The organism is Flavobacterium celericrescens (genome assembly GCF_011392075.1).
Lineage (GTDB): Bacteria > Bacteroidota > Bacteroidia > Flavobacteriales > Flavobacteriaceae > Flavobacterium > Flavobacterium celericrescens.
Genome location: NZ_JAAJBV010000008.1, coordinates 1 through 12886, shown reverse-complemented (window position 1 = coordinate 12886; position 12886 = coordinate 1). Strand labels below are relative to the sequence as shown.

The window sequence follows — 12886 nt, the reverse complement described above, 5'->3', positions numbered from 1 at the left end:
GAAACCTTAAACTTGAAACAAAAGATAATTATGAAATTACCCGTTATAAAACAGTTAACTCAATTTATTGAAGATAACGATCAGGATTATTTAGTAGAAACTATTGAAGTATTAGAGAATCTATGTGAAGTTTCGTCATTAAAAGATGAGGAATTAGATGTAATTGGCGAACTAATATCAAATATGTATGGTGCGCTTGAAGTACATCAATTGATAAAAAATGGTGCTGATAAAAAAACTGCTTTGAATGATTTTATGAAGCGAGTATTAGGTTCCATTGATAAATAACATATTGAAAAAGAAATAATTAAGGTTGTCAAATTAGGCAACCTTTTTTTATTAAACATTTTTCATATCTTTGAAATACTAACCAAAAACTATTCAAATTATGAAAATTGCAACTATTATTGTTCGTGTTCTTTTAGGAGCTATGATGCTTTTTGCTTCTATTTCTTATTTTTTCAAACTTGGTCCAGAACAACCTGCTCCTACAGGAGATCTAGCTACGCTAATGGCTGGTTTTATGGCTTCAAAATACATTTTTCCAGTAGCAAAAGCTATTGAATTATTAGCCGGATTAATGTTAGTAAGCGGTAAGTTTGTTCGACTAGGAACTATTATTTTATTACCAATAAGCATCAATATTTTTCTAATTCACGTGGTTGTAACTGGTACCGATATTCCAATGGCTGCAGCAATTTTATTTGCCAATGTGTTTTTAATTTACGCTAATTGGGATGGTTTTAAAGAAATTGTAAAGCCATAACTAAAAAATAATTAAATAAAAATTACCAAACTCAGCTAGAGGTCTATTGTTTATAAGATTTTATTTTTACTAATATTTCGATAGATTTTTTTATTATTTTTGAAAAAAGATAAAACGGACATTTGTAAGACATATATACCCAAAATTGGGTAGCTAAGTATGATTTTGTCATACATATAAACAAGTTAGTGGCTATTTTCACTTCTATTCATATCACCAGAAAATTTCTAAACTAATCGGTGCGAAATAATTTAATTATGAAAATATCTATATACAACATCATTATATCCTCTTTTATATTTAGCATTTTTACATCATGCATTGATAAATCTAATCGACAAAATCAAGAAAATAAAAAAGTTGATAAATCTATTATTTTAGAATATAAATCCCAAATTGGTGAGTATAGCGGTAAAGAATATTTTGGAACCAAATCGCTGTATGTAAAAAAAATAAGTTCCCCAAAAAAAACTACTTATGTCTATAGATATGAATACTACAGTCGAATTGACTCGTTAGTTTTTTTTAATGATTCGGTCAAGATGAATAATGAGAATTTACTTTTGTTAGATAATAAGTTTATCAAATTTAAAGGGAAAGAAATTGAGATTAAAAAATATCAATATACTCTTGATCATCCATCAAACTATTTTATAGTTGATTCAATAGGAATTATTATGGAATATGGAGCAACGCACCCAAGTGGAACAGTTACACGTCAATATAGTCCTGACAAATACAAAGAATTATGCAATAAAATCATATCTGATTCGACATTTTATAGTTTAAAATTTGATTTTGATCACATGAAAAAAATGATAACAAAAACAGCCACTAACAGCGGTTTGAAGCAATAACTGGATAGCTTGTTACCTTGACGTTTCTTCTTCACGAAAAATATTTATCTTTAATAGAAAATAAATCGTTCCGAACTTCGCAACAGTCGCTAAGCCACAAAACGTTAAAAATCAACTTAAAAAGCTATTTATAACTACTCGTCATTTTAAAGTATAAAAAAATCCCAAACTCAATTGAATTTGGGATTTTTATCCTTCGACAAGCTCAGGATGACATTTATTGTTTTACACGTGTAATGCTCTGTTATCAGTTGCTGCTAATGCTGCTTCTTTGATAGCTTCTGCAAAAGTTGGGTGTGCATGAGACATTCTTGAAATATCTTCTGCACTTGCTCTGAATTCCATTGCTGTAACCGCTTCTGCAATTAAATCGGCACATCTTGCTCCAATCATGTGAACTCCTAAAACTTCATCCGTTTTGGTATCGGCTAAGATTTTTACAAATCCGTCAGTGTCTCCTCCTGCTCTAGCTCTTCCTAAAGCTTTGAATGGGAAACTTCCTGCTTTGTAAGCAACACCTTCTGCTTTTAATTGCTCTTCTGTTTTACCAACAGCTGCAACTTCTGGCCAAGTATAAACCACTCCAGGAATTAAATTATAATCGATATGTGGTTTTTGTCCCGCTAAAATTTCAGCAACTAAAACACCTTCTTCTTCTGCTTTGTGTGCTAACATCGCTCCACGAACTACGTCACCAATTGCATAAATATTAGAAGCTGAAGTTTGTAAATGATTGTTTACTTCGATTTGACCTCTTTCGGTAATTTTTACTCCTGCTTTTTCAGCGTTTAATCCATCTGTATAAGGACGACGACCCACAGAAACTAATGAATAATCACCTTCTAATGTGATGATTTCTCCTTTAGCGTTTTCTGCTTTTACAGTTACAACATCTCCAGCTCTTTCAACTGATTGTACTTTGTGAGATGTGTAGAATTTCATGCCTTGTTTTTTCAACACTTTAGTCAATTCTTTTGACAAAGCAGCATCCATTCCTGGAATAATTCTGTCCATGAATTCTACTACAGAAACTTGAGCTCCTAAACGTAAATATACTTGACCTAATTCGATACCGATTACACCACCACCAATAATTACTAAGTGTTTTGGAACTTCTTTCAGTTTCAAAGCTTCAGTAGAAGTAATGATTCTTTCTTTATCTAATTTGATAAATGGTAAGCTAGATGGTTTAGAACCTGTAGCAATAATAATATTTTTTGATTCGATGATTTCTGAAGAACCATCTTCTTTAGTCACTTTTACAGAAGTAGCGCTTTCAAAAGAACCTACTCCATTGAAAACTGTGATGTTGTTTTTATCCATTAAGAATTTTACACCACCCGAAGTTTGATCTACAACTGCTTGTTTACGAGCAATCATTTTTTCTAAATTCACTTTTACATCTCCCGAAACTTCAATTCCGTGGTCTGCAAAGTGTTGTAACTCTTCATAATGATGAGAAGATGCTAATAATGCTTTCGATGGAATACATCCCACGTTTAAACACGTTCCTCCAAGAGTTGAATATTTTTCAATAATAGCAGTTTTAAAACCTAATTGGGCACAACGGATAGCTGAAACATATCCTCCAGGGCCAGAACCAATAATGGTTACATCAAATTGACTCATGATTTTATATAAAGTTTGTAGTTTGACTTAAATTCGGATACAAAAGTAACGCTTTTTGAATTAATTATTTACAGATAAATTGGTAAATTATTATAGCTAATTTACAAAGTAAAAGCTGTTGTGTTTTTAACTTCACCAATCATAAACGAACTGTGTGTACTACCAATATGTTGTAATCCAGTTAGTTTAGTTACCATAAATTCACGATATTCATCCATATCTTTTACATTTACTTTCAAGATATAGTCATAATCACCACTTACATGAAAACATTCCAAAACTTCATCAAGTTTAACAACTTCGTTTTCAAATGTATGAATCAAATCTTTGGTATGCTGAATTAATTTAATATGACAAAATACAACAAATGCTTTCTCAATTTTATTTCGATCTAAAATAGCAACATATTTGCTAATTACGCCTTCTCGTTCTAACTTTTTAATACGTTCATAAACAGCAGTTACCGAAAGATTTAAAACCATCGATAATTCTTTAGTTGTTTTTTTAGTATCCTCTTGGAGTAAGCCTAATAATTTTTTGTCGATTGCATCCATCAATTAAAGTATAAGTGATTATTGTTTAAGATTACTTTTAGGGATATTTTTAGTTTTATTTTCTACAAAAATAACTATTTAGTGAATAAAAAACTAATTTTAAACAAAACTATTGAAAAATAAATTAGTATTTCGGATGTTTGATAACGATTAAACAACTAAACCTCAAAGTTATGAAAAATTTCAATCCAGCTGACCGCATACAAGATTTACAATATTTTGGCGAATTTGGTGGTGTAAATCCATCTATTTCAGACAGTTCTACCTATACTTTCCTTTCTGCTAAAACCATGTTCGATACTTTTGAAGGTAATGCAGAAGGTTGTTACTTATATTCACGTCATTCTTCACCAAGTAATCTATACTTAGATAAAGCATTAGCTGCTATGGAAGGAACAGAATCGGCTAATGTTGCGGCTTCTGGAATGGGTGCTATCACTCCTACTCTTTTGCAATTGTGTGGAAATGGTGACCATATCGTTTCAAGTAGAACTATTTATGGTGGAACGTATGCTTTCTTGAAAAATTTTGTTCCAAGAATGGGCATCAAAACTACCTTTGTAGATATTACAAAATTAGACGTAGTTGAAGCAGCTATCACTCCAAATACTAAAGTTTTATACTGCGAAACTGTAAGTAATCCGTTGTTAGAAGTTGCTGATATTGCTTCATTGGCTAAAATTGCTAAAAAACATAATATTAAATTAGTAGTCGACAATACGTTTTCCCCATTATCAGTTGCTCCAGGAAAATTAGGCGCAGATATCGTGATTCATTCACTTACAAAATACATCAACGGAAGTAGCGATACAGTTGGTGGTGTGGTTTGTGCTTCTCAAGAATTCATTAACAGTTTGAAAAATGTAAACGACGGAGCGAGTATGCTTTTAGGTCCAACAATGGATAGTTTGCGTTCGGCTTCAGTGATGAAAAACTTAAGAACATTACACATCAGAATGAAACAACACAGCCACAATGCAATGTATTTGGCAAATAAATTTGAAGCTGACGGAATTAAAACAGTTTATCCTGGATTAAAAAGTCACCCAAGTCATGAAATTTATAAAACTATGATTAATCCAGAATATGGTTTTGGAGGTATGATGACAATTGATGTAGGAACTTTAGACAAAGCCAACGCTTTAATGGAATTAATGCAAGAAAGAAATTTAGGCTATTTAGCAGTGAGTTTAGGATTTTACAAAACATTATTCAGTGCTCCGGGAACTTCAACTTCGTCAGAAATTCCATTAGAAGAACAAGCAGAAATGGGCTTAACTGATGGTTTAATTCGCTTTTCAATTGGTTTAGATAACGATATTGAAAGAACTTACCAAATGATGAAACAATGTATGGTAGAATTAGGAGTTTTATAATTCTATCCAAATAAATTTTCAAAAATCCGATTTAGCAATGAATCGGATTTTTTTTGTAACAAATATTTGATTTTAAACACTAATACAAAAATAATTTATTTGTAATGAAAAAATATATCCTAAGTTTTCTATTGGTTGGAAGTTTTGCAGTAGCGCAAAATTTAACCATTGAAGAAACAGTTTTTGGACCAAGAAAATATGCTCCAACAACTCAAACCGCTCAACAATGGCGAAAAGACTCAAAGTCAATTACTTATTTAAGCTCCGATTTTTCTACTCTTGTTGAAAAAAGTGCTTCTAACGGATGGAATGCAACAAATTTAGCTACAAAAACCGAGTTTGAATCCGCTTTAAAATCAAAATTAACTGCTGACGAATTTACTCTTAGAACATTCCCATTTGCAATAGAATGGAAAACTTCTAACACTTTTGAAACTGAAATTGCTGGCAAAAAAAACAATTATAAAGTAACTTATGATGTAGTTACAAAACAAATCACATCTGCTATTTCTTATTCTAATGAAGGTGCGCAGGCAAAATTTGCCTCAAACAATAACGTTGCTTGGTTATTAGACAACAACATTAAAATTACTACTCCATCTGGAAAAGTTATTGATGTAACAAATGACGAAAACAAAGCAATTGTAAATGGTTCAGATTATGTACACCGTCAAGAATTTGGGATTGATAGAGGTATGTGGTGGAACAACAAAGGAACTCAATTGGCCTTTTATCGTAAAGATGAAAGCATGGTCGCAAATTATCCTATAACCAATTGGAATGAGCGTGAAGCTACTAATAAAGATTTAAAATATCCAATGGCAGGGATGACCAGTGAGAATGTAACTTTAGTAATTTATGATGTAACGTCAGGAAAAAAAGTAACCATTCAAACAGGTGAACCAAAAGAACAATATTTAACAATGGTTTCATGGGAACCTACAGGAAAACATATTTTTATTGGTGTTTTAAATCGTGAACAAAACCATTTGAAATTCAACAAATATGATGTTACAACAGGTGCCTTTGTAAAAACATTATTTGAAGAAAAAGCATCAACATGGGTTGAGCCACAACATCCTTTAACTTTTGTTCCTAATAATCCTTCACAGTTTATTTATCAAACTGATTTCTTTGGCTTCAACCAAATGTATTTGTATAATACCGAAGGTAAACTATTAAAAAACTTAGGCTTCAAAGATGTAATTGTAAAAGAAGTTTTAGGTTTCGATACTTCAAATACAAAAATAAATTATATTGGAACAACCAATAACGGACTAGACCGCCAATTGTTTCAAGTAGATTTAAAATCAGGAAAAACAATTCAGTTAACTACAATTTCAGGAACTCATACAGCTTCTGTTTCTTCTGATGGAACTATGATTTTAGATCAATATAGTAACTTAACTACTCCTAATGAGATTTCCATTTTAAATATCAAAAATAAAATGGCGAATACTACTTTAGTGAAAGCTGAAAATCCTTTTACAGGAAAAATTGATTTACCTAAAATTGAATTCGTGACCTTAACTTCTCCTGATGGAAAAACGCCATTGAACGGAAGATTAATTTATCCTGCCAACTTTGATGCTACTAAAAAGTATCCTGTTATGGTATATGTTTATGGTGGTTCTCACGCACAATTAGTCAATAATCGTTGGTTAGGTGGTGCTGGATATTTTGATATCTACATGGCTCAAAAAGGCTATGTTGTTTTCACATTAGACAATAGAGGAAGTGATTCTCGTGGAAAAAAATTCTGTGAAGTTACTCATAGAAATTTAGGTGTAAACGAAATGGCCGATCAAATGAAAGGAATTGAATTCTTAAAATCTAAATCATTTGTTGATGCAGATAAAATTGGAGTTTTTGGATGGAGTTTTGGTGGTTTCATGACCACTTCATTAATGACAAATCATTCCGATGTATTTAAAGTTGGTGTTGCTGGTGGTCCAGTTATTGATTGGAAATACTATGAAATCATGTACGGAGAACGTTATATGGATATGCCACAAGAAAATCCTGAAGGATATGAAAAAACTTCTTTGTTAAATAAAGCAAAAGACTTAAAAGGAAGATTATTAGTTATCCACGGTGCTCAAGATCCTGTAGTAGTACAACAACACAGTATGAACTTTATTGAAGCATGTATCAAAGCTGGAAAACAAGTTGATTATTTCTTATACCCTAATCACGAACATAATGTAAGTGGAAAAGATAGAATTCATATGTATGCTAAAATTGCTGATTATTTTGATGTGCATTTGAAATAAAAAATAAATTATTAGTTTATAGAAAAGTTGGTTGTGTGTTACGCAACCAACTTTTTTATTTGTATTACCTTTGCGTAATGGTAACTAATTTATTTCAAAAATTCAAAACAGATATTTCTGGTATAGAATTACCCGAAAAGTTCACATTTCCATTTTATTATGAACCGCATACATTAAGCAAAATTGCGGCTCAAGAATTACAAGATTATTTAGAATCACAAACAGATTTTGAACATAATTTTGGTTTACAAGAAAATCAAGAAGGTTTAATTATTGGAAAAATGTTTGGTGTTTTGGTTTGCCAAAATAGAAAAGGAGAATTGGGATATTTATGGGCTTTTTCAGGAAAGCTTGCAAATGTAAATCACCTTCCCTTTTTTGTTCCTACCATTTTTGACATGTTGCACGAAGATGGCTTTTTTAGAAAAGAAGAAGAAATCTTAAATTCAATTAATCGTCAAATTGAACAATTAGAACAATCGACAGAATATATATCACTTCTTGAAAAAGTAAAAAAAACATTACTTCAAGCAACAAACGATATTCAAAACCAAAAGCAACACATTAAAGAACAAAAAGAGCTTCGTGATGCACAACGACTTCAAGCAGAATTATCATTACCATTTGAATCATATAAAGCACTTCAAAAGCAATTAAGTGAAGCCAGTAAAGAGGAAAGTATTTTACTAAAAAAAATGACTAAATATTGGAACTTCCAAAAAGAGAATGTTGCCAAAGAATTAGAAATATTTGAAAGTAAAATCAATGATTTAAAAGAGCTTCGGAGACAAAAATCAGGAGCGTTACAACAACAACTTTTTGCGGAATATTCTTTTTTAAACCAATATGGCGAACGAAAAAGTATTGGAGAAATATTTAACAACAATCCACCTGCTGGAGCTGGTGAATGTGCTGCTCCAAAATTACTGCATTATGCATTCGAGCATCAATTAAAGCCTATTGCTATGGCAGAATTTTGGTGGGGACAATCACCAAAATCAGAAATTAGAAAACACAAACAATTTTATCCTGCATGTAAAAGTAAGTGTGAACCTATTTTACTTTCCCATATGTTAAAAGAAATAGATATGGATATAAATCCATTTCAAGAAAATCCAGCGGAAGGAAAAGATATTGAAATTGTATACGAAGATGAAGTCTTATTAGTGGTAAACAAGCCCGCAGAATTTTTATCCGTTCCGGGTAAAATCATCTCCGATTCTGTTTATGCTAGAATAAAAGCGCGCTATCCAAATGCAACTGGTCCTTTAATTGTGCATCGTTTAGACATGTCAACTTCTGGTTTATTGTTAATTGCAAAAAATGAAGATATCTATAAACAATTGCAAAGTCAATTTATCAAACGAACTATTAAAAAACGTTATGTAGCTTTATTAGATGGAATTGTTCATAAAAAAGAAGGAACAATTGATTTACCACTTCGAGTAGATTTAGACGACAGACCTAGACAATTAGTTTGTTATGAACATGGCAAATCTGCACAAACAAAATGGGAAGTAATAGCTATAGAAAATAACAACACACGCATATACTTCTACCCTATTTCAGGACGTACGCATCAACTTAGAGTTCATGCTTCACATGAATTAGGTTTGCATACGCCAATTGTTGGTGATGACTTATATGGTACAAAATCCAATCGACTACATTTGCATGCTGAATGCTTAACATTTATGCATCCTATTTCAAAAGAAGAAATCACAATTCAAAAAGCAGCTGAGTTCTAAAATTCTTTATATTTTAATTAGATTAAAAAAACTACCCCCAACTGAATAAATCAATTGAGGGTAGCGGTTAATTAAATAAATAAATCAACTAAACAGTTTTCAGTATTATGAGTTTAAATCACTAAAATTTAAACTTTATAAAAAATTCATTCGAACCATTGGCTCTACCTAAAAGTTCACTTCTTAGACTATATTCGTAGGCATAACCTAACATCATTTTCTTACTAACTCTTACTTGAGCCATACCAGCTAAAGATTTATCAGTACGGTAAGTTGCTCCTAAATGAAATACTTCATCAAAAATAGTTGTGGCTGTAAAATCTGTTGAAAAAGGTGCTCCATTTACATAACGGACCATAAATGATGGAACTAAGTCAACCGTTGAACTCAACATAAAATTATATCCTCCAGATACATAATAGTGTACTCTATCTGTAGATACTGTTGCATAACCATCTTCATTTTTAGCACGCTCAGTATTCAACATTCTTGGTGTTGATAATGATAAATAGAATTTGTTATGCTTTAAGTAAAAACCTACTCCTACATTTGGATTAAATCTTGAAATTGATGCTAAACTTGGGTCAGCAATTACATTATAAGTTTCTAGTCCTTCTGTATTTACTTCATAATTGTTTCCTCCTGCTTTAATACCCATGTACAAATCTAACTTTTCTGAAAGTTTTACTTGATATGAGAAATCAATAGCCACAAAAGATTGTTTTTCAATAAATACTTTATCATGAATATAAGAAATACCTATTGCTAATTTTTTATTTCCTAATGGAGTCATAAAAGATACCGCTTGGGTTGAAGGAGCATCCTTAATCCCTGTCCATTGCTGTCTTATTGATGACTGAAAACTAGCAGTATCATCCGCGCCTACAAATGCCGGATTTACCAAATTTAAATGACTTTTATAGAAAGTAATCATACTTTCTTGCTGAGCTAATAGGCTACTGCTTGTTAAAAGCAGTAGGCCTAATAGAATAATTGTTTTTTTCATAATTTGTTTCATTTCCTAATGTGACACTATTATTTTCTAGAGATATATAACCAACCATCATAATCAACAGTTCCATTTCCATCCAAATCAATTTGGTAGTAATATGAACCTCCATCTGGTAAAGATTGGTCACGGTTTTTGTAATGTCCATCCCATTCATTTTGATAACCTCTAGCATTAAATACTAGGTCACCCCAACGATTAAATACTTTAACAGTATTATTTGGATGGCTTTGAATGTTGTAAATCATCCAAGTATCATTAATTCCATCTCCATTAGGAGTAATAGCTTCCGAAATATTGATCTCAATAGTATCACATACATCACCAATACCGTCATTATCTCTATCCTCTTGACCAGGATTGTATATAAATGGACAGTTATCTTCTGTATCTAATACTCCATCATTATCATCATCGTCATCACAAATATCACCCATACCATCTTGATCATTATCTGCTTGGTCTGGATTATTAACGAATTGACAATTATCATCTTCATCTGCTATTCCATCATTATCATCATCATCATCACAATTATCATTGCTTCCATCTTGATCATTATCATCTGCTGTAGACACTACAGTAACAATTGCTGTTCCAGTTGCTATATTTCCATTAACATCAGTTACTGTCAATATTACTGTATTAGCACCTAAATCATTACAATTAAAGTCTAAAACATTTACCGAAATACTTGCAATTCCACAATTATCAAATGATCCATTATCAATCATATCTGCAGTAATTGATGCATCCCCAAAACTATCTAACTCTATATTAATATTTTGAGTAATAACTGTTGGTAAAATTGCGTCAATAACAGTTACAATAGCTGTATTTGTTGCAGTATTACCATTAACATCAGTTACTGTTAATGTAACTATATTAGTTCCTACATTCGCGCATGTAAAACTTGATGGGCTTACACTCATTGTACTTATTGCACAATTATCGAATGAACCATTGTTAACGTTTGCTGCTGTAATACTTACCTGACCATTGATATCTAAAGCAATAGTAATAGGCTGTGTTAATACTGTTGGAACTGTTGCATCTGTCACTGTTACTAATTGTGTAGCAGTTGCTATATTTCCTGAACCATCAACTACCGTCCAAGTTACAGTTGTAGCTCCTAATGGGAATGCTACCGGTGCATTATTTGTCACACTAACTACAGAACAATTGTCTGTTGCTACTGGATTACCTAAAACAACTCCCGTTGCTGTACAAGCTGTGTTTGTAGTTACATTTAATGCAATTGGTGCTACGATAGTAGGTAACTCATTATCTTCTACCGTTACTACTTGAGTAGCAGTTGCTGTGTTACCAGAACCATCTACTATTGTCCAAGTTACTGTTGTAGTTCCTAATGGGAATAAAGCTGGTGCATTGTTAGTCACACTTACCACAGAACAGTTATCTGAAGTTATTGGTGTTCCTAATACAACATTTACGGCATAACATCCATTGTTTGTCGCTACAGTTATAGCTGTTGGTGCTGTAATGATTGGCATCGTTGTATCTGTAACAGTTACTAATTGTGTCGCTGTATTTACATTACCTGATGCATCAACAATTGTCCAAGTTACTATAGTAGTTCCTAATGGGAATGCTGTAGGAGCATTATTACTTACACTTGCTACCGAACAGTTGTCTGCTGTTACTGGTGTACCTAAAGCTACTCCTGTTGCTGCACAACCCGAGTTAGCTATTGTATTCACAGCAGCTGGTGCGGTGATTGTTGGTAAAGTAGTATCAATAACTGTTACTAATTGTGTAGCTGTTGTTATATTTCCAGATGCATCAACTACTGTCCATGTTACTGTGGTAACTCCTAATGGGAAGGCTGCTGGGGCATCATTCGTTAAGCTAACTACCGAGCAGTTGTCTAATACCACTGGATTACCTAATACTAATCCTACTGCTGTACAACCCGAATTTGTTGTTGTATTGATAGCTATTGGAGCTACGATAAATGGAGCTACAGTATCTACAATTGTTACGATTTGTGTTGCGGTAGATACATTTCCTGAATTATCAGTTACTGTCCATGTTACTGTTGTATTTCCTATAGGGAATACAAAAGGAGCATTATTAGTTACACTTACTACGGAACAGTTGTCTGTAGTTACTGGTGTACCTAACATCACGTTCACTGCAAAACATCCAATGTTTGCTGGCCAAGTAATAGCTGATGGTGCTGTAATTGTTGGATTTGTTGCATCCGTTACTGTCACTAATTGTGTCGCTGTAGCGGTGTTTCCTGAGCCATCAACTACTGTCCATGTTACTGTAGTAGTTCCTAATGCAAACACTGCTGGTGCATCATTACTTACACTTGCTACCGAACAGTTGTCTGCTGTTACTGCATTACCTAATACTACTGCTGTTGCTGTACAAGCTGTATCCGTAGTTACATTAACTGCAGCTGGTGCAGTGATGGTTGGTAAAGTAGCATCACTTACTGTAACTAACTGTGTCGCTGTAGCTGTATTTCCTGAGCCATCAACTACCGTCCATGTTACTGTGGTAACTCCTAATGGGAAGGCTGCTGGTGCATCATTTGTTACACTAACTACCGAACAATTGTCTGTAGTTACAGCATTTCCTAATACCAAGCCTGTTGTTGTACAACCTGTATTAGTAGTTGTATTGATAGCAATTGGTGCTACGA

Annotated in this window: 10 protein-coding genes; 6 read left to right on the top strand and 4 right to left on the bottom strand. The window is 32.7% G+C overall.

What is annotated here, in order from left to right:
- The first annotated feature begins 30 nt into the window (after nt 1–30).
- The 3 genes from G4L40_RS10630 (at nt 31) to G4L40_RS10620 (ending at nt 1623) form a co-directional block, all read left to right on the top strand.
- Nucleotides 31–288, top strand: coding sequence for a DUF6952 family protein (locus G4L40_RS10630; protein ID WP_166237179.1), 258 nt, complete (start codon nt 31–33; stop codon nt 286–288).
- 100 nt (nt 289–388) lie between these two features.
- Nucleotides 389–766 carry a DoxX family membrane protein gene (locus G4L40_RS10625; RefSeq protein WP_166237178.1) on the top strand — a complete coding sequence of 126 codons (378 nt, stop codon included), beginning with the start codon at nt 389–391 and terminating at the stop codon, nt 764–766.
- Between the two features lie 257 nt (nt 767–1023).
- Entirely contained in the window at nt 1024–1623 is a 600-nt protein-coding gene (locus tag G4L40_RS10620; RefSeq protein WP_166237177.1) for a hypothetical protein, read from the top strand.
- 225 nt (nt 1624–1848) lie between these two features.
- Here G4L40_RS10620 and lpdA read toward each other — a convergent pair whose 3' ends face one another.
- Nucleotides 1849–3252: a dihydrolipoyl dehydrogenase gene (gene lpdA, locus G4L40_RS10615; RefSeq protein ID WP_166237176.1), complete on the bottom strand. Its 1404-nt coding sequence runs from the start codon at nt 3250–3252 to the stop codon at nt 1849–1851.
- 101 nt (nt 3253–3353) lie between these two features.
- Nucleotides 3354–3806, bottom strand: coding sequence for an Lrp/AsnC family transcriptional regulator (locus G4L40_RS10610; protein WP_207785372.1), 453 nt, complete (start codon nt 3804–3806; stop codon nt 3354–3356).
- Between the two features lie 173 nt (nt 3807–3979).
- Between G4L40_RS10610 and G4L40_RS10605 the strand changes: the two genes are divergently transcribed.
- The 3 genes from G4L40_RS10605 to G4L40_RS10595 all read left to right on the top strand — a co-directional run bounded on the left by G4L40_RS10605 (nt 3980) and on the right by G4L40_RS10595 (nt 9203).
- Nucleotides 3980–5182 carry an aminotransferase class I/II-fold pyridoxal phosphate-dependent enzyme gene (locus G4L40_RS10605; RefSeq protein ID WP_166237174.1) on the top strand — a complete coding sequence of 401 codons (1203 nt, stop codon included), beginning with the start codon at nt 3980–3982 and terminating at the stop codon, nt 5180–5182.
- A gap of 104 nt (nt 5183–5286) precedes the next feature.
- On the top strand, nt 5287–7455 hold the full coding sequence (locus tag G4L40_RS10600; protein ID WP_166237173.1) for a S9 family peptidase: 2169 nt from the start codon (nt 5287–5289) through the stop codon (nt 7453–7455).
- Between the two features lie 77 nt (nt 7456–7532).
- Nucleotides 7533–9203 (top strand): RluA family pseudouridine synthase, encoded by a 1671-nt coding sequence (locus G4L40_RS10595; protein ID WP_166237172.1) that lies wholly within the window; start codon nt 7533–7535, stop codon nt 9201–9203.
- Nucleotides 9204–9324: 121 nt separating this feature from the next.
- Here G4L40_RS10595 and G4L40_RS10590 read toward each other — a convergent pair whose 3' ends face one another.
- On the bottom strand, nt 9325–10209 hold the full coding sequence (locus G4L40_RS10590; protein WP_166237171.1) for a PorP/SprF family type IX secretion system membrane protein: 885 nt from the start codon (nt 10207–10209) through the stop codon (nt 9325–9327).
- 29 nt (nt 10210–10238) lie between these two features.
- Nucleotides 10239–12886: HYR domain-containing protein (locus G4L40_RS10585; RefSeq protein WP_166237170.1), on the bottom strand; the 2648-nt coding region annotated here is incomplete at its 5' end.

Coding starts and splice junctions, on each gene's coding strand:
- G4L40_RS10630 (WP_166237179.1), top strand. CDS start 31: ATGAAATTACCCGTTATAAAACAGTTAACTCAATTTATTGAAGATAAC.
- G4L40_RS10625 (WP_166237178.1), top strand. CDS start 389: ATGAAAATTGCAACTATTATTGTTCGTGTTCTTTTAGGAGCTATGATG.
- G4L40_RS10620 (WP_166237177.1), top strand. CDS start 1,024: ATGAAAATATCTATATACAACATCATTATATCCTCTTTTATATTTAGC.
- lpdA (WP_166237176.1), bottom strand. CDS start 3,252: ATGAGTCAATTTGATGTAACCATTATTGGTTCTGGCCCTGGAGGATAT.
- G4L40_RS10610 (WP_207785372.1), bottom strand. CDS start 3,806: ATGGATGCAATCGACAAAAAATTATTAGGCTTACTCCAAGAGGATACT.
- G4L40_RS10605 (WP_166237174.1), top strand. CDS start 3,980: ATGAAAAATTTCAATCCAGCTGACCGCATACAAGATTTACAATATTTT.
- G4L40_RS10600 (WP_166237173.1), top strand. CDS start 5,287: ATGAAAAAATATATCCTAAGTTTTCTATTGGTTGGAAGTTTTGCAGTA.
- G4L40_RS10595 (WP_166237172.1), top strand. CDS start 7,533: ATGGTAACTAATTTATTTCAAAAATTCAAAACAGATATTTCTGGTATA.
- G4L40_RS10590 (WP_166237171.1), bottom strand. CDS start 10,209: ATGAAAAAAACAATTATTCTATTAGGCCTACTGCTTTTAACAAGCAGT.